At 72.1% G+C, this 17,460-nt stretch carries 15 protein-coding genes and 1 tRNA gene; 5 read left to right on the top strand and 11 right to left on the bottom strand.

Annotation, left to right across the window (positions count from 1 at the left end; all coding sequences use genetic code 11):
- Positions 1 to 30: 30 nt before the first annotated feature.
- Both ACQBAS_RS02445 and ACQBAS_RS02440 read right to left on the bottom strand, forming a co-directional pair.
- Complete coding sequence (locus ACQBAS_RS02445; protein ID WP_427384771.1) at positions 31 to 477, bottom strand: acyl-CoA thioesterase; 447 nt, start codon at positions 475 to 477, stop codon at positions 31 to 33.
- 9 nt (positions 478 to 486) lie between these two features.
- Positions 487 to 1,131: a DNA-3-methyladenine glycosylase I gene (locus ACQBAS_RS02440; RefSeq protein WP_427384769.1), complete on the bottom strand. Its 645-nt coding sequence runs from the start codon at positions 1,129 to 1,131 to the stop codon at positions 487 to 489.
- 152 nt (positions 1,132 to 1,283) lie between these two features.
- On the opposite strand from ACQBAS_RS02440, the gene ACQBAS_RS02435 reads away from it, so the two are divergent.
- Positions 1,284 to 1,592, top strand: a complete 309-nt coding sequence (locus tag ACQBAS_RS02435; protein WP_427384767.1) for a hypothetical protein — start codon at positions 1,284 to 1,286, stop codon at positions 1,590 to 1,592.
- Between the two features lie 84 nt (positions 1,593 to 1,676).
- On the opposite strand, the gene ACQBAS_RS02430 is transcribed toward ACQBAS_RS02435, so the two are convergent.
- A tRNA-Tyr gene (locus tag ACQBAS_RS02430) sits at positions 1,677 to 1,759 on the bottom strand.
- A gap of 58 nt (positions 1,760 to 1,817) precedes the next feature.
- On the opposite strand from ACQBAS_RS02430, the gene ACQBAS_RS02425 reads away from it, so the two are divergent.
- The 4 genes from ACQBAS_RS02425 (at position 1,818) to ACQBAS_RS02410 (ending at position 7,370) form a co-directional block, all read left to right on the top strand.
- Positions 1,818 to 2,312 (top strand): YajQ family cyclic di-GMP-binding protein, encoded by a 495-nt coding sequence (locus ACQBAS_RS02425; RefSeq protein WP_427384766.1) that lies wholly within the window; start codon positions 1,818 to 1,820, stop codon positions 2,310 to 2,312.
- A gap of 98 nt (positions 2,313 to 2,410) precedes the next feature.
- The gene (icmF, locus tag ACQBAS_RS02420; protein ID WP_427384764.1) at positions 2,411 to 5,719 is read left to right on the top strand and encodes a fused isobutyryl-CoA mutase/GTPase IcmF; all 3,309 of its coding nucleotides are present in this window, start codon (positions 2,411 to 2,413) and stop codon (positions 5,717 to 5,719) included.
- A 57-nt stretch (positions 5,720 to 5,776) separates the two neighbouring features.
- The gene (locus tag ACQBAS_RS02415) at positions 5,777 to 6,535 is read left to right on the top strand and encodes an SDR family NAD(P)-dependent oxidoreductase (RefSeq protein ID WP_427384762.1); all 759 of its coding nucleotides are present in this window, start codon (positions 5,777 to 5,779) and stop codon (positions 6,533 to 6,535) included.
- 7 nt (positions 6,536 to 6,542) lie between these two features.
- On the top strand, positions 6,543 to 7,370 hold the full coding sequence (locus tag ACQBAS_RS02410; RefSeq protein WP_427384761.1) for a helical backbone metal receptor: 828 nt from the start codon (positions 6,543 to 6,545) through the stop codon (positions 7,368 to 7,370).
- 3 nt (positions 7,371 to 7,373) lie between these two features.
- On the opposite strand, the gene pepN is transcribed toward ACQBAS_RS02410, so the two are convergent.
- The 8 genes from pepN to ACQBAS_RS02370 form a co-directional block, all read right to left on the bottom strand.
- Positions 7,374 to 9,848, bottom strand: coding sequence for an aminopeptidase N (gene pepN, locus ACQBAS_RS02405; RefSeq protein WP_427384759.1), 2,475 nt, complete (start codon positions 9,846 to 9,848; stop codon positions 7,374 to 7,376).
- An 86-nt stretch (positions 9,849 to 9,934) separates the two neighbouring features.
- Positions 9,935 to 10,819, bottom strand: a complete 885-nt coding sequence (gene htpX, locus ACQBAS_RS02400; protein WP_427384757.1) for a zinc metalloprotease HtpX — start codon at positions 10,817 to 10,819, stop codon at positions 9,935 to 9,937.
- A gap of 50 nt (positions 10,820 to 10,869) precedes the next feature.
- Positions 10,870 to 12,612 (bottom strand): NADH-quinone oxidoreductase subunit N, encoded by a 1,743-nt coding sequence (locus ACQBAS_RS02395; RefSeq protein ID WP_427384755.1) that lies wholly within the window; start codon positions 12,610 to 12,612, stop codon positions 10,870 to 10,872.
- On the bottom strand, positions 12,609 to 14,123 hold the full coding sequence (locus ACQBAS_RS02390; protein WP_427384754.1) for a complex I subunit 4 family protein: 1,515 nt from the start codon (positions 14,121 to 14,123) through the stop codon (positions 12,609 to 12,611). The genes ACQBAS_RS02395 and ACQBAS_RS02390 overlap by 4 nt, the downstream gene beginning before the upstream one ends.
- Positions 14,114 to 16,021, bottom strand: a complete 1,908-nt coding sequence (locus tag ACQBAS_RS02385) for an NADH-quinone oxidoreductase subunit L (RefSeq protein WP_427384753.1) — start codon at positions 16,019 to 16,021, stop codon at positions 14,114 to 14,116. Before ACQBAS_RS02385 ends, ACQBAS_RS02390 begins: the two co-directional genes overlap by 10 nt.
- A complete protein-coding gene (gene nuoK / locus ACQBAS_RS02380) occupies positions 16,018 to 16,377 on the bottom strand; it encodes an NADH-quinone oxidoreductase subunit NuoK (protein ID WP_427384752.1) in 360 nt (119 codons plus the stop codon). Before nuoK ends, ACQBAS_RS02385 begins: the two co-directional genes overlap by 4 nt.
- Entirely contained in the window at positions 16,374 to 16,913 is a 540-nt protein-coding gene (locus ACQBAS_RS02375; RefSeq protein WP_427384750.1) for an NADH-quinone oxidoreductase subunit J family protein, read from the bottom strand. Before ACQBAS_RS02375 ends, nuoK begins: the two co-directional genes overlap by 4 nt.
- Entirely contained in the window at positions 16,910 to 17,452 is a 543-nt protein-coding gene (locus ACQBAS_RS02370) for a NuoI/complex I 23 kDa subunit family protein (RefSeq protein ID WP_427384749.1), read from the bottom strand. The genes ACQBAS_RS02375 and ACQBAS_RS02370 overlap by 4 nt, the downstream gene beginning before the upstream one ends.
- Positions 17,453 to 17,460 lie beyond the last annotated feature (8 nt).

The raw sequence follows: 17,460 nt of genomic DNA, 5'->3' as shown, positions 1-17,460 counted from the left end.
CCTGCGCCGAGGTGAACGGCGAGTGAAGGTTCAGGGCCTCACGAGCGAAGTCATCGGCTCGCGCATCGCCTCGGGCAGCGGCACCGGACGTCTGGTCCCGCGATCGACGAAGACGTGCACGAAGGTCGCGTCGGCGACCTTCGCTCCGTCACTGGCCCGATGGAGGGCCAGCTCCCAGACGACGCTGCTGCTCCCCAGCCTGCCGATCCGCAAGCCGATGTCGAAGGCATCCGGATAGGACAGCGACTCGACGTACCGACAGGACGACTCGACGCACAGCCCGATGACTACGCCGCGCTCGAGGTCGAGGCCGGCGTGCGCGATGAGCCACGCGTTCACGACCGTGTCGACCGCGAGGTAGTGGACGGTGTTGTTGACGTGGCCGTAGGCGTCGTTGTCGTGCCACCGCGTGGGTACCCGCGCCCAGTGGGGGTACGCCGGGTCACGGGAGATGGCCTGTTCGGGCAGCTCGGACATGGCCGCAGCCTAGGCCCGGGCGCGACTGCCGTCCGGCGCCCAGAGGCCGGAGGTCCCGCGCCGGTGGCTGTCGAGCAGGTGCGTGTCCACGATGCCGATGGCCTCCATCAGGGCGAACATCGTCGTCGGGCCGACGAAGGAGAATCCGCGCCGCTTGAGTGCCTTGGCGAGCGCCACCGACTCGGGCGAACGCGTCGGGATCTCGGACAGCGTCCGCGGCCGCGGCGTCTCCTCGGGCTGGAACGACCAGATGAAGTCGGGGAGGCCGTCGTCGTCGCGCAGGGCGACGGTCGCCTTCGCGTTGGCGATCGTCGCCGCCACCTTCTGCCGGTTGCGGACGATCCCGGCGTCGGCCATGAGCTCGGCGACCTTCGCCTCGTCATAGGCCGCCACGACATCGGGGACGAAGTCGTCGAAGGCGCTCCGGAAGGCCGGCCGCTTGCGGAGGATCGTTGCCCACGAGAGCCCCGACTGGAACCCCTCGAGCGTGAGTCGCTCGAAGACGCCCCGCTCATCGCGGACCGGCACCCCCCACTCGGTGTCGTAGTACTCCCGCATGAGCGGATCGGCGGCAGCCCAGCGCGGGCGCAGACGTCCGTCGTCACCCAGAACGACGTCAGCGGGCTGGTCGGCGGGGCGCGGGTCCGGGCTCATGGGCTCATCCTGCCCGCTCGCTCCGACAGCGGGATGCGCACCGCAGCCCCGGCCGGGCGGTCTTGCCGGAAGACCCACGCCGCACCACTCCCCACACCTAGCATCGAGGAGCGAAGGCAGGAGCATGCGCAGACGACGAGCGAGGAGCAGCGATGAGCAGCACGACGCGACGAGCCGTCAGCACGGCACTGGTGATGACCCTCTGCCTACTCGCCCTGGGCGGCTGCGCGGCGGCGGGCAACGACGCCGTCTCGGCCGCGCCGGGAGCGCCCGGCTTCTGGCTCGGCCTGTGGCACGGCGCGATCAGCCCGATCACCTTCGTGATCTCCCTCTTCCGGGACGACGTGGGCATCTACGCCGTGCACAACCGGGGCACCTGGTACGACTTCGGCTTCGTGGCCGGCGCCTCGATCGCCTTCTCCGGCGCGGCCGGATCCCGTGCCGCTCGTCGGCGCTCCTGACGTCTGCGGGCCCCGTCTGGCCGGCAGACGACGAGGGCCCCTGGCCAGCGTTTCCGCTGATCAGGGGCCTGTCGTGCACGTGGGTGGCAGGTGAAGGATTCGAACCTTCGTAGGGATAACCCGACGGATTTACAGTCCGTTTCCATTGGCCGCTCGGACAACCTGCCGTGGTGCGCGTGAAAGAATAGCAAGCAGACAACGAGAACTTCGAATCGAGGACGTGACATGGCTGACAGCTCCTTCGACATCGTGAGCAAGGTGGACCGACAGGAGGTCGACAACGCGCTCAACCAGACCGCCAAGGAGGTCTCCCAGCGCTACGACTTCAAGGGCGTCGGGGCCTCGATCGCGTGGAGCGGCGAGAGCATCGTCATCAAGGCCAACACGGCCGAGCGGGTCCTCGCGGTGGTGGACGTCCTCGAGACCAAGCTGATCCGCCGGGGCGTCTCGCTCAAGTCGATCGACTTCGGGGACAAGGAGCCGTCCGCGTCGGGCAAGGAGTACGTGCTCTCCGGTCCGACGAAGGAGGGCATCGACCAGGAGAACGCCAAGAAGATCTCCAAGGTCATCCGCGACGAGGGACCCAAGGGCGTCAAGGCCCAGATCCAGGGTGACGAACTGCGCGTGACGAGCAAGTCCCGCGACGACCTCCAGGCGATCCAGGCACTCCTCAAGAGCAAGGACCTCGACGTCGCACTGCAGTTCACCAACTACCGCTGACGCAGCGGGCGCGATGTCGCGTAGAGCACGTTGGCAGAAATACTAGGACGTCCTAGTATTTGAGGAGGCAGCACCGCCCCACCGCCACCGGAGGACCCATGACGACGACGACGTCCAGCCAGCGCCCCGAGACCAGCAGCGACAGCAGCGGGTCCCCGAGCAGCACCGAGCGCGCGACCCCGCGCAACCCGGTGCGCATCGTCACGGCCTCGAGCCTCTTCGACGGGCACGACGCATCGATCAACATCATGCGGCGGATCATGCAGAGTCAGGGCGCCGAGGTCATCCACCTCGGGCACAACCGCTCCGTCCAGGAGGTCGTCGACGCGGCCATCGAGGAGGACGCCCAGGGCGTCGCCGTCTCCTCCTACCAGGGCGGCCACGTCGAGTACTTCGAGTACCTCGTCGAGTCCCTGCGTGCGCGCGGCGCCGGCCACGTCAAGGTCGTCGGCGGCGGTGGCGGCGTCATCGTCCCCGAGGAGATCGCTCGGCTGCGCACGAGCGGTGTGACGATCTTCTCCCCCGAGGACGGCCAGCGGATGGGCCTCGTCGGGATGATCGCGTCGGTCGTCGCCGACTGCGACTCCGACCTGTGGGGCGAGCACCCCGTCACGGCCGAGGCCGTCCTCTCGGGCGACCGGATGGCCGTCTCCCGCGCCATCACCGGCGCCCAGGGCGGCGCCCTGCCCGCCGAGATGCTCGAGACGCTCCGCGCTGCCGCGGCCACCCGCACCACCCCCGTCCTCGGCATCACCGGCACCGGCGGGTCCGGCAAGTCCTCGCTCACCGACGAGCTGATCCGGCGCCTGCGCGTCGACCAGGAGGACAAGCTCTCCGTGGCCGTCGTGGCCGTCGACCCGACCCGTCGTCGTGGCGGCGGCGCCCTCCTCGGCGACCGCATCCGGATGAACGCCCTTCAGGGTCAGGGCGGCACCGACTCCCCCGTCTTCTTCCGGTCCCTCGCCACGCGCGGCGCCCACGAGCTGCCCGACTCCCTCCGCGACGTCATCGACGTCCTCAAGGCGGCCGGCTACGACCTCGTCATCGTCGAGACCCCCGGAATCGGCCAGGGCGACGCCGCGATCGTCCCCTTCGTCGACACGTCGCTCTACGTCATGACGCCCGAGTTCGGCGCCGCCTCCCAGCTCGAGAAGATCGACATGCTCGACTTCGCGAACACGGTGGCGATCAACAAGTTCGAGCGTCGTGGCGCGCTCGATGCCCTGCGCGACGTGGGCCGCCAGATGGTCCGCAACCGTGAGGCCTTCGGCAAGCGCCCCGAGGACATGCCGGTCTTCGGCACCTCCGCGGCCACCTTCAACGACGACGGCGTCACCGCGCTCTACCAGCACCTGCGTGGCGAGCTGGCCGCTCACGGACTCAACGTCACCGAGGGCCTGCTCGCGCCCGCGAACGTCCGGCACTCGAGCGGCATCCACCAGGTCGTGCCCACCGACCGGGTGCGCTACCTCGCCGAGATCGCCGAGACCGTGCGCGGCTACCACGCCGAGACCGAGCGCCTCGCCGTGGCCGCGGACCGGGCCCAGCGCCTCGACCTCGTCCGCGGCGAGCTCGCTGCCGCGGACGCCGGCACCGGCGATGTCGACACCCTCCTCGCCCAGGCCCGCCGCGACCTTCCCCCGGCCGTCGCCGACCAGATCGAGGGCTGGCCGGCCGTCGTGGAGTCCTACTCCGGCACCGAGCAGGTCGTGCGCATCCGGGACAAGGAGCTGCACACCGCTCTGACCCGGGAGTCCCTGTCCGGCAACGCGATCCGCCGCGTCGCCCTGCCCCGCACGACGAACCACGGCGACCTCGTGCGCTTCTGGCGCCGCGAGAACCTCCCCGGCTTCTTCCCCTTCACCGCCGGCGTCTTCCCCTTCAAGCGCGACGGCGAGGACCCGGCCCGCATGTTCGCCGGTGAGGGCGACCCGGCCCGCACCAACCGGCGCTTCAAGATCCTCAGCCAGGACGGCGAGGCCACCCGCCTGTCGACCGCCTTCGACTCGGTGACGCTCTACGGCCGCGACCCCGACCCGCGCCCCGACGTCTATGGCAAGGTCGGCACGTCCGGCGTCTCCGTCGCGACGGTCGAGGACATGAAGGTGCTCTACGACGGCTTCGACCTCGTCTCCCCCTCGACGTCGGTGTCGATGACGATCAACGGCCCTGCACCGACCGTGCTCGCCTTCTTCCTCAACACCGTCATCGACCAGCAGATCGATGCCTTCCGCGAGCGCGAAGGTCGCGAGCCGTCCGAGGACGAGGCCGCACAGGTGCGCGCCAACGCCCTGTCGACGGTCCGCGGCACGGTCCAGGCCGACATCCTCAAGGAGGACCAGGGCCAGAACACCTGCCTCTTCTCGACCGAGTTCTCGCTGCGGATGATGGCCGACATCCAGGAGTGGTTCATCCAGCAGCGGGTGCGCAACTTCTACTCGGTGTCGATCTCCGGCTACCACATCGCCGAGGCCGGGGCGAACCCCCTGAGCCAGCTCGCCTTCACGCTGGCCAACGGCTTCACCTACGTCGAGGCCTACCTCGCGCGCGGGATGGACATCGACGACTTCGCGCCGAACCTGTCCTTCTTCTTCTCCAACGGCATGGACCCGGAGTACACCGTCCTCGGTCGCGTCGCCCGCCGCATCTGGGCGGTGGCGATGAAGGAGAAGTACGGCGCGAACGAGCGCTCGCAGAAGCTGAAGTACCACGTCCAGACGTCCGGCCGGTCGCTGCACGCGCAGGAGATGGACTTCAACGACATCCGCACCACCCTGCAGGCGCTCATCGCCATCTACGACAACGCCAACAGCCTGCACACCAACGCCTACGACGAGGCCGTCACGACCCCGACGGAGGAGTCGGTCCGCCGAGCCCTCGCGATCCAGCTCATCATCAACCGCGAGTGGGGCCTGGCGATGAACGAGAACCCGCTCCAGGGGTCCTTCATCATCGACGAGCTCACCGACCTCGTCGAGGAGGCCGTGCTCAAGGAGTTCGACAGCATCAACGAGCGCGGCGGCGTCCTCGGCGCGATGGAGACCGGCTACCAGCGCGGCCGGATCCAGGACGAGTCCATGCTCTACGAACACCGCAAGCACGACGGCTCGCTGCCGATCATCGGCGTCAACACCTTCCGCCGTCCCGAGCGGGAGGGCGAGGAGGCGCACACCGTCGAGCTCGCCCGCGCGACGGAGTCGGAGAAGGAGTCCCAGCTCGCCCGGGTGCGCACCTTCCAGGCCGAGCACCGCGACGAGGCCCAGGCCGCGATCGCGCGGCTCAAGCAGGCCGCCACGAGCGGCGAGAACGTCTTCGCAGTCCTCATGGACGCCGCGCGGGTGTGCTCGCTGCAGCAGGTCACCGAGGCCTTCTTCGAGGTCGGCGGCCAGTACCGTCGCAACGTCTGACCCCCCCCCCTTCCCCCCCCCACACCTGACCCACGACCAACCAGCAGGAGAATCCGCATGCAGCTCGCGAACACCGCCGCCATCGTCACCGGTGGCGCCTCCGGTCTCGGCGCCGCCACGGCGGCCGCCCTCGTCGCGAAGGGGGCGAGCGTCTTCGCCCTCGATCTCCCCGCGGCGATCGAGCAGGCCCCGCAGGTCGACGGCATCCAGTACATCGCCGCCGACGTGACCTCCGAGGAGGAGGTCCGCGCGGCCGTCGCCACGGCAGCCGGCTCCGGGGTGCCGCTGCGCACCGTCGTCAACTGCGCCGGCATCGGTCCGTCGATGCGCATCCTCGGCCGCAAGGGCGTGCACGACCTGGCCTTCTACGCGAAGGTCGTCCAGATCAACCTCGTGGGCAGCTTCACCGTCCTCGCCCTGGCCAGCGAGGCCATCGCGCAGACCGAGGCGGACGAGAACGGCCAGCGCGGCGTCGTCATCAACACGGCGTCCGTCGCCGCCTTCGACGGTCAGGTCGGCCAGGCCGCCTACTCCTCCTCGAAGGGCGGCATCGTCGGGCTGACGCTGCCCGCCGCGCGTGACCTCGCGCAGTACGGCATCCGCGTCTGCACGATCGCTCCCGGCATCGTCGAGACCCCCATGCTCGCCACGGTCAGCGAGGACTTCCGCGCCGGCCTCGCCGCCGGGGTCCCCTTCCCGCAGCGCCTGGGGCGCCCCGACGAGTACGCCCACCTCGCGCTGTCGATCATCGACAACGACTACCTCAACGGCGAGACGATCCGCCTCGACGGTTCGCTGCGCATGGCGCCGCGCTGAGTCGCCGGTGACCCGTCACCTGCATGACGACCTGGGCCACCCCGTCGATCTCGACGGGGTGGCCCGCGTCGTCTCGCTCGTCCCCTCCCTCACGGAGGCCGTCGCCGCGACGGCCCCGGGGCTCCTCGTCGGCGCGACCGACTGGTGCACGCACCCCGCCGACCTCGACGTGACCCGGGTGCGCGGCACGAAGAACCCCCGGCTGGCCACGATCCGCGCGCTCGCCCCGGACCTCGTCATCGCCAACCAGGAGGAGAACCGAGAGCTCGACGTGCGCCGGCTGCGCGAGGCCGGCGTCCCGGTCTGGGTGACCCGGATCGAGACCGTCCCGCAAGCGCTGACGTCGATGCGCCGGCTGCTCGTCGACGCCCTGGATTGCCACCTGCCGGATTGGCTCACGGAGGCGGAGCGGCTCTACGGCGGGCCGCCGCCGGAGCCGACCGCCCGAGTCACCATCCCGATCTGGCGCGACCCGTGGATGGTGGTCGGGCGTGCGACCTTCACCGGGGACCTGATCCGCTGGTTCGGCTGGGAGAACGCGTGGGCGGGCCACGCGGACCGCTACCCACACGTCGATCTCGCCGATCTGGACAGGGTCTCGGATGCCGAAGACACTGACGGGACGGACCTCATCCTGCTGCCGGACGAGCCCTACGCCTTCACCGCGGAGGACGGTCCCGAGGCCTTCACCGAGGTGCCCACCCACCTCGTCAGCGGACGCCTCCTGACCTGGTACGGCCCGTCGCTCATCGCGGCCCACGCCGCCTTCGCACCTGCCGGGCAGTGGCGCCCAGGCGCAGTGGCGCCCAGGCGCAGTGACGGTCAGGCGCAGTGACGGTCAGGCGGAGTAGCGCTCCCGCGAGGCGAGGGCCTCCTCGAGCTCGGACTGGCAGTCGACGATGGCGCGGCGCACACCCGGCGTCAGCGTGTCCCCGGCGAGCGCTGCACGGCTCGCCGCGAGCGTCTCCGCCGTGACGATGCGGGCCGGGTAGGCGAGCGTCGCCACGCGCGACATGGCGTCGTCGCCCATCCAGCTCGTCATGGCCGGCACGTCGACGACGTAGCGCGCCACGTAGTCGCCCAGGATCTGCTCGTCGCCGTCCCAGAACCCGGTCGCGATCGCGTTGCACTCGTAGTTCGACCGCTCTCGGTTCGTCGTGAGATCGGCCCACGCGGCGGCCTTGTCCTCCGCCGAGGGCAACGCGGCGCGAGCGGTGAGTGCGCCGCGCTGACCACTCATCGTCGGGTCCTGCGCCAGGGCCGCGTCGAGGTCCGTGCCCGTGGCGCCGCCGCGCGCCGCGAGGTTGCGCAGGACGATCCAGCGGAAGTCGGCGTCGCCGTCGAGCCCCTCCGGAAGGCGCTCCCCGCGCGACCACGGCAGCAGCAGCCCGTCGACGTCGTCGCCGGTGGAGGCAAGCAGGCGGGCCGCCACGAGCGCCCGACCCGACCCGGGCTCCGCACGCTCGAGGAGCTCACCGGCCGCGCTCACGAGGGCCCGCGTCGCCCCTTCGCGCTGCTGGCCGGTGAGGAAGCACGGGATGACCCGTCGGCTGACCTGTCGGCCGACCCACCCGAGCACCGACTCGTTGTCCTCGCGGGCCCAGGCCGCGGCGATGACGTCGGTGACGGCCGCGGGGTCGACGGTGCCGCGATAGATCGAGTCGAGCAGCGTGGCCCACGCGACGGCGCGAGCCTGACCGTCGGCGATCTCGGGCAGTTCGCTGGCGAGCGCCGCCACGGACTCGTCGTCGAGGTCGACGCTCGCCCACGTCAGGTCGCTGGCGTTGGGCAGGATCAGCGAAGGTCGGTCGCCGGACAGCCCCGGGACCTCGGCACTGGGGCCCTCGAGACGGACGGTCTCGCGCAGCTCCTCCTCGCCGTCCCGGTAGGCGGCGACGTCCAGGGTGTGCGGCCGGTCGGCGGGGTGCGCCGCCGGGGTCGTGCGGTGGATCGTCCCGCTGGCCCGGTCGACGCTCAGCGTGTCCAGCCCGGCCGTCTCGAGCCACGCGGCCGACCACGCGGACAGGTCCTGCCCGCTGGCGCGCTCCATCGCCCCGAGGAAGTCGGCGAGGGTTGCGTTGCCGAAGGCGTGCGACGTCAGGTGGTCGCGCACCCCGGCGACGAAGGCGTCGTCCCCGACGTGGGCGATGAGCTGGCGCAGCGTGGCCGCCCCCTTGGCGTAGGAGATGCCGTCGAAGTTCTGCAGGGCGGCCTTGGCGTCGGGCGCCGGTGAACCCGCCACGGGGTGCGTGGAGGGCGTGCGCTCCGCCGCGTAACCCCACATCTTGCGGGCCATGGTCGAGTCGATCCACGCCTCGTCGGCGAACTCCGTCGCTGCCGTGAGGGTCCGGTGCGACATGTACTCGGCGAAGGACTCGTTGAGCCACAGGTCGTCCCACCACTGCATCGTCACGAGGTCGCCGAACCACATGTGCGCCATCTCGTGGGCGACGGTGTTGGTGCGCGTGAGGATCTCGTCGCGGGCGACGGCCCCGCGCGGCAGGTACTGATCGCGCAGGACGACGCACCCCGGGTTCTCCATCGCGCCGGCGTTGAACTCGGGCGCGAAGACCTGGTGGTACTCACCGAAGGGATAACGGATCCCGAAGAGCTCGTGGTAGTAGTCGAAGCTCTGGCGGGTGGCCTCGATGATCTGCGGCGCGTGCTCACGCAGCGGCGCCTCGAGGGAGGCCCGGGCGTGCACGCCGAGCGGGATGCCGTCGTGCTCGTCGGTCACCGAGACGTACGGGCCGGCGCAGACGGTGACGAAGTAGGTCGACAGCGGCTTGGTCGCGGCGAGGCTCCAGCGTCCCGGACCGTCGTGGCTCGCGGCGCCGTTGCCGAGCACGATCCAGTCCTCCGGCGCCTTCACCGTCACGGTGTAGGGAGCCTTGAGGTCGGGCTGGTCGAAGCAGGCAAAGACGCGCGGTGCGGCGTCGAGGAAGAGGTGGCCGTAGACGTAGTCCCGACCGTCCGCCGGATCGCTCGCGCGGTGCAGGCCCTCGCCGTCGCGGCTGTAGGCCATCGTCGCCTCGACGACGAGCTCGTTCTCCGCGGCGAGGCCGGTGAGGGTGAGCCGGTCCTGCGCGATCAACCCCGGGTCGAGCGCGACCCCGTTGAGCGTGATGGAGGCGACCTCACGGGCGCGGATGTCCACGAAGGTCTCCGCCCCCGGCTCCGCACAGGCGAACCGGATCGTCGTTCGGGAGCCGAACGTCTCGGGCCCGGTGTCGAGATCGAGGTCGACCAGCATCGCGGTCACGGTCAGGAGTTCGGCACGGCGGATGGCGTCGGAGCGGGTCAGGGAAGGCACCCGGTCATACTGCCACCGCCCCGCCAGCCGATGGGCTGACGAGGCGGGTGGGACGGATGCCGAAGGGGGTCGGTGACCCCGGGCGGTCAGCCCAGGCGGTGCCCGGAGGCCATGGCCTCGAGCCGGGCGATCCGGTCGCCCATGGGCGGGTGCGTCGACATCAGGCGCGACACGTCCTGCGGACGGAACGGGTTCGCGATCATCATGTGGCTCGCGTTCTGCAGCTGCGGCGTCGGCGCGAGCGGCGCCTGCCGGGTCCCCACGTCGAGTTTGCGCAGTGCCGAGGCGAGGGCGAGGGGGTCACCGGTCAGCTTGGAGCCGTCCTCGTCCGCGTCGTACTCGCGGGTGCGGCTGATGGCCATCTGGATGAAGACGGCCGCGAGCGGCGCGAGGAAGGCCATCGCCAGGCCGGCGATCGGGTTGCCGCGCTCGTCGTCCCGGCCGCCGCCGAACATCATCCCGAAGGAGAGCATCTGGCCGACGGTGCTGATGACACCGCCGATGGCCGCGGCCACCGAGCCCGTGAGGATGTCGCGGTTGTAGACGTGCATGAGCTCGTGGCCGAGCACGCCGCGCAGCTCGCGCTCGTCGAGCAGCCCGAGGATGCCCTCGGTGCAGCACACGGCCGCGTTCTGGGGGTTGCGGCCCGTGGCGAAGGCGTTCGGCGCAGCCGTCGGCGAGACGTACAGACGCGGCATCGGCTGGCCGGCGCGCGAGGAGAGCTCCTGGACGATGCGGTACATCGCGGGAGCCTGCGCCTCACTGACGGGGTAGGCCTTCATGGCCTTGATCGCCAGCTTGTCGCTGTTCCAGTAGCTGTACGCCGTCGTGGCGACACCGATGAGGGCGAAAATGAGGATGAAGACGCTGCTGCCCATGTACTGGGCGACGACCCAGCCCATGGCGAGCAGAAGGGCCCAGATGCCGCCGAAGAGGGCGGCTGTCTTCAGACCGTTGTGGTGGTTGTGCATGTGTGCTCCAACGCCAGAAGTGGTGGAAATCGTTCCCCGCGAAGGGTGGCTCAGGTGAGGCCGGCAAGCAACAGTGCGGGGTCGAGGGTGATCAGGGCCAACAGCGCCGCAGCCAGCAGCACCGCCGCGAGGGTGGCCCGCGGCAGGGCACGCGGCGCGACGTCATGGGTCGCGTCCGGCGGCTCCGGATCGTCGGCGAGCAGGCCCGCGAACCAGCGGGCATAGACCGCGATCCCGACGATCGCGTTGCCGACGGCGACGAGGGCCAGCCACCAGATCCCCTCGTCGACGAGGGGCCGCAGGGCCACGACCTTCGCCAGCAGCCCCGCGATCCCCGGCGGGAGGCCAGCGAGCGAGACGAGCGCCAGGCCGAGCACCGCCCCCAGGAGCGGCGACCGGCGGAGCAGTCCGCGGGAGGCCGCGAGCGTGCGGGGCAGGCCGGCGCCACCGGCGCCGGATGCGCCACCCGCGGCGCCCCCGCGCACCGGACCGTGCAGCGCACTGACCACGGTGAAGGCGGCGGCCGTCGCCGCCACGTAGATGGCGAGGTAGCCGGCGGCCGCGTCGAGACCGGCGGTGGTCAACACCGCCGCCGGGGCGAGGACCCAACCCGCCTGCGCGACGGTCGACCACGCGAGGAGCCGAACAGGGTCGTCCTGACGCAGCGCGAGGAGGTTGCCCACCGACATGGTCAGGGCGGCGAGGACCGCCAGGGCCAGGGTGAGCGGTCGGGCGCTCGAGCCGAGGCCAGCCACCCCCGCGAGCGGGCTGAGGATCCCCAGGAGCGCGCCGAGGGCGGCGACCTTCGACGTCGTGGCGAGGAGGGCGGCGACGGCGTCGTGTCCCGCCGTGTACGCCTGCGGCGTCCACGCGTGGAACGGGACGAGGGACAGCTTGAAGCCGACGCCCGCGACCATGAGGACGGCCGCGAGCACGAGGACGGCGCGGGTCTGCGGGTCGGCCCATGCGATCGTCGCGGCGTCGGGGGCGAAGGTCGGTGAGCCCGTCGCGACGAGCCAGAGAGCGGCCCCGACGGCCAGGAGCGCGAAGGAGACGATCGACGTCGTGAGCAGGGCGAGGGCGCCGTCGCCGGAGCGCCGGGTCCCGGTGAGCGCGACCAACGCGACGGTGGGCAGCGTGGCCAGTTCGAGGGTGACGAGCCACGAGCCGAGGTCCTGGGCCGCGATGACTGCGGTGGCCCCGGCGGTCGCGGCGAGCACCAGCGCGCTGACGAGCGCGGGCCCTCCCCCGAGCCGGGTCGCGACCGGAGGCAGGGGTGCGTCCTGCGTGGTGGCGGCAACCGCCTTCGCGGGCGTGTCCCGGCCGGCCAACTCGCTGGGCCGGATCCGACGAGTCCGGTGCCCGGCGTTGGGAGGCCCCGTCTCCCCGGCGGGGCGCGCGGTGAGGTCGTGGGCCAGGAGCAGGAGGACGATCACCGAGCTCAGGAGCGCCACGACCTGCAGGATCTGCCCCGAGGGGCTGGCGACCCAGAGGCAGTGCCCGTCCGCGCCCGTCCCGGCCTGGCACAGCGAGGCGACCGATTCGCGGATCGGCGACGTCGCCAGCGGCCAGGCTGCCCCGACCGCCCCCACGAGCAGGGCGAGGATCGCGGCGCCGAGGTGCAGCGCGCGCAGGCGCGGGAGCAGGGCGTCGAGGAGGAGCACGACGAGCGCGCCGAGCGCGGGCGCGAGCGCCGGGGCGAGGGTGAGCGCGTCCAACGTCACGATGTCTCCGCCGGGTCCTGCCGAGAGGGCGGCCCACGCGTGCGGGAGGGTCACTGCGGTCGCGGTCACCGGGTCCCCACGATCGTCGAGATGGTCTGCGCCATCGGGTTGGTCACGAGCCACGGGGCGACGCCGAGGACGACGACGGCGAGCGCGAGCACGCCGCACACCGCCAGTTCGACGCCGGCAAGGTCGGGGGTCATGCGGCCGCTCAACCCGGCGGGGCCGGTGGGCGCGTGGACGTCGGCCTTGACGGCGTCACCGACCCAGATCTCGCGCAGGACCCGGAGGGAGTAGGCCGCCGCGAGCGCGGCACCGACGGCCGCTATCGCCGCACAGGCGCCGAAGAGCGCCGCCGACCGTCCGTCGGGGGCGCCCATCGCCGCGACGAGGGCGAGGAACTCGCCCCAGAAGCCGACCAGTCCGGGCAACCCGAGGGTGGCGGCGAATCCGAGCACGACGAGCCAGCCGTAGCGGGGCGCCACCTCACGCAGCGCCGGTCGGGCGACGGTCAGGTCCGCGCCGTGCCAGCGATCCTTCAGCCCGCCGACGAGGAAGAAGAGGAGCGCCGAGATGACACCGTGCGCAAGGTTGCCGAAGAGGGCCGCCTGCAGGCCGGTCTCGCTCCCGGTCGCGAGCGCGAGGACCACGAAGCCCATGTGCGCGACGGAGGAGTAGGCGATGAGGCGCTTGAGGTCACGCTCGACGAGGCAGACGAGGCCACCCCAGACGATGCCGATCGCGCCCGCCACCGCGAGCCACGGCGCGACGACGGCGAACCCGTCCGGCACCACGGCCAACGGCAGGCGCACGAGGCCGTAGGTTCCCATCTTCAGCAGGACCGCGGCCAGCAGCACCGATCCGACGGTGGGGGCGGTGGTGTGGGCGGCCGGCAGCCACGTGTGCAGCGGCAGGACGGGCACCTTCACGGCGAGCCCGAGGGCGAGCAAGGTCGCGGCCAGGACCTGCTCCCCGTGGGTGAGTCCGGCACCGTGCGCGGCCGCGAGCGCGGTGAGGTCGGCCGTGCCGGCCCGCGCCACGACGAAGAGGATGCCGAGCAGCATGAGGGTGGAGCCGGTGGCCGTGTAGAGGATGAAGCGGGCACCGGCGTCGGCGCGCGCATCCGGACGGCTCGCGTCCCCGAAGCGGGTGATGAGCACCCACATCGGCACGAGCACGAGCTCGAAGGAGAGGAAGAAGAGGACGGCGTCGCGGGCGGCGAAGGTCGTGAGCGCCCCGGCCACGACGAGCAGGATGGCCCCGTGGAAGGTGGCCGGCGACCCACCCGCCGGGACGTGCCGCGAGGCGTGCACGACACAGAGCAGGCCGATCGCGGCGGTCAGGAGCAGCAGCGGCGCGCTGATCCCGTCGATGCCGACGTCGAGAACCAGCCCCAGGCTCGGCACCCAGGCGCGGCTGAAGGTCGCGTGCGTCGCCACGGCCGACCCGACCGCGATGAGGGTGGCCAGCGCCGCCCCGACGGAGACGGTCGACACCGCGCGCAGTGGCAGGCCGCGTCCGGCGAGGACGAGCCAGGTGCCGATGGCGAGGGGGATGAGGAGGCCGAGTATCAGAGCCACGCGACCACCCCCAGTCCGACGAGCACGACGAGACCGAGGGCCACGGCCACCAGGCCCGTGCTCGAGCGCTCCGTGGCGTGAGCCCGATGTCCGACCGCCCCGAGGGTCCGCACCCCGGCGGCGGCGCCGCGCACCCACGCGTCGACGACCTCGGTGTCCACCCACGCGACGAGGCGGGCCAGGGCGAGCACAGGCGTGGCGATGGCGGCGCGGTAGAGCCGATCGACGCCGAGGCCGGCATCGGCCCGAGTCGCGAACGGGCCCGGCGCCACGATCGGGGTGCCGCGTCGGGCCGCCGTGAGCCACGCGAGCGCGGCACCGACGACGACGAGTCCGGCGACGAGGAGGATGTCGCTGGCCGGGCTGAGGTCGAGCGGGATGAGGTCCGTGGCCATGACGAGACCGCCGAGGACGGTCAACGCGGACAGCACGAGGAGCACACCGATCGCGACGGGCGCGGCGACAGCCCGGGTCTGCTCGCGCGCACCGGTCGGGAGCGCGACGACGAGCAGCGCCCGCGTCGCGTAGGCGGCCGTGAGGACCACCGTGACGAGCAGCGCGAGGAGGAGCCCGCGCGCGAGCGGGTCGCTCTCGTGACCGACGACCTCGACGACGTGCTCCTTGCTCAGGCCGCCGACGAAGAACGGCACGCCGGCGAGCGAGATGAGGCCCAGCGCCCACGCGGTCATCGCCGCCGGGTGGACCCGCCCCGTGCCGGCGAGGGCCCGCGCGGAGGTGCCGCCGCCGATGAGGCCGAGCCACCCCACGGCGAGGAAGAGCAGCGACTTGAAGAGGGCGTGACCGTAGAGGTGGAAGAGCGCGGCCCCGGACGCCGCGTGCGGTGCCGCGACGGCCAGCGGCGTCAGCATGATGGCGATCTGGCTGACGGTCGACCAGGCCAGCATCCGCTTGAGGTCGCTCTGCCCCAGGGCCAGCAGCGCCGCGCCGATCATCGTGATGCCGACGCTGACCCCGAGCACGGTGCCCGCGACGGGGGCGGCGTCGAGGAGCTGCGCCAGTTGCGCGAGGACGAAGGTGCCCGCGGCGACCATCGTCGCGGCGTGGATCAGCGCGGACGCGGGGGTCGGGCCTTCCATGGCGTCGGGCAGCCAGTCCTGGAAGGGGAACTGCGCGGACTTGCCGAGGATGCCGATGACGAGCAGGACCATCGCCGTCGTGAGGACCGCGTGGCTGCCCGCCGCGACGGGGACGTCGCGGGCATCCGCCCCGATGACGGGGGCCCAGTGCGCGACGACGTCGCCGTACCGGGTGGAGCCGGCGCCGGCGACGAGGGTCACGATGCCGAGGACGAAGGCGATGTCCGCGAAGCGGGTCACGAGGAAGGCCTTGTGGGCCGCGCGACGGGCCGTGGCCTTCCGGCTCCAGTGGCCGATGAGCAGGTAGGAGCACCAGCCCATGACCTCCCAACCGATGAGGGTCAGGGCGAGGTCCGAGGACAGCACGAGCAGGAGCATGGCGCCGGCGAAGAGGGAGACCGTGGCCGCGAAGGTGCCGTACCGGTCGTCGCTCGCGAGGTACCAGGTCGCGTAGAGCTGGACCGCGAGGGCGACCGCGGCCACGACGAGGGCCACGAGGGCGCTGGGACCGGACACGACGAGATCCAGCGGGAGCTGCACGTCACCCGCCGTGAATCCTCCCGGCCCCCCGGTCCACTGCGCCGGGGTGCGCCAGCCCATGGCTGCCGCCGCGGCGTCGATCCCGCGCGGCGCCTCCACGGCGAGGATCCAGGTGAGGACGACGAGTACGCCGGCGCTGAGGTTCGCCAGCACGGCCGCGAGGACGCGTCGGCGGGCGAGGGCGAGCCCGAGCACGGCCGCCACGAGGGGCAGGCCGACGACGCCGGGGGCCACGACGTCGAGGAGTCCGTTGTCGGTCACGATCGACCGCCCCGGTCGGTCGACGTGGCCGTGTCGGCGGCGTCACCGGACGCCGCCGGGACATGCGTGTCCCGGGTCAGGTCGATGTCACCGCGCCGCGCGAAGACGGCCAGCACGAGCGCGAGGGCGAGGACGATCTCGGCGGCCGCGATGGTGATGACGAAGAGGGTCAGCACGCTCCCGTACTCCCCCGCCCGTCCGGCCGCGGACGTCGCCACCAGCAGCACCCCGGCTCCGGCGAGCATGATCTCGACCCCGATGAGCACGAGCACGGCGTTGCGACGGGCGAGCGCGCCGTAGAGGCCGATCCCGACGAGGAGGGCCGCGACGACGTACGGGCCGGCGAGATGGATCACGCGGCGCCCCCTTCGTCATCCGGCGCGGGACGCGCGTCCGGTCCGGCCGCCGCGCGGGAGAGCGCGAAGGCGCTCACGAGGGCGACGAGCAGCAGGATCGAGAGGGCCTCGAAGGGCCAGACCCAACGCTGGAAGAGGTCGCTCGCCAGGACGGTCGTGTCCGCCTCGCGTCGGGCGATCGCCGGTCCGGCGAGGGGCAGGAGCACGGCGAGCAGTGCCGCGGCGACGGCCGCCCCGAGCCCCGCAGCGAGCAGGCGGTGGGCCCGCGACGTCGAGTGGTCCGGGCTGGGCCCGATGGGCGCGCGGGTGAGCATGAGGGCGAAGAGCACGAGGACGACGACGGCTCCGAGGTAGACGAGCACCTGGACGAGGGCGACGAACTCCGCCCCGAGCACGAGATAGCAGCCGGCCACGGCGGCGAGGCTCACGACGAGCCAGAGCGCCGCGTGCACGACGTGCCGGGTCGTCACGGCCAGTGCGGCACCGAGCACGGCGATCGTCCCGACGGCGGCGAAGGCGATGTCGAGCCCCGTCACGTCGCCTCGTCCCGTCCTCGAGGGGGGCGGCGGCGCGTGGTCCCCGCGGCGAGCTCGATCGGGTCCGCGGCGTGCTCGTCGAGGGGCGGCGGCGCGGGGACGGTCTCCATCCACTGCCCGAGGCGGTCCTTGTCGTGGAGGAGGTCGCGGATGTCGGTCTCCGCGTATTCGAACTGCGGGCTCCAGTGCAGCGCGTCGAAGGGGCAGACCTCGATGCAGATGCCGCAGTACATGCAGAGGGAGAAGTCGATGTCGAAGCGGTCGAGCACGTTGCGCTGCCGCTCGCGCCCGCCCGGGCTCGTGGCGGGCAGCGTCTCCTTGTGCGAGTCGATGTGGATGCACCAGTCGGGGCACTCGCGCGCGCAGAGCATGCACGACGTGCAGTTCTCCTCCAGCAGCGCGATCACGCCGCGGGAGCGCGCGGGCAGGTCGGGGCCGACGTCGGGGTACTCCGCCGTGTGGGCGGGGGTCACCATCGTCCGGGCCGTCGTCGCGAGGCCCTTGAGGATCCCCGGGATGAACCCGTGATTGCCGCTCATGCCGTCAC

The sequence above is a fragment of the Janibacter zhaoxuefangae genome (genome assembly GCF_050271985.1).
Classification (GTDB): domain Bacteria; phylum Actinomycetota; class Actinomycetes; order Actinomycetales; family Dermatophilaceae.
The sequence above is the reverse complement of the archived record's forward strand: the minus strand, read 5'-3'. Positions and strand labels throughout refer to the sequence as shown.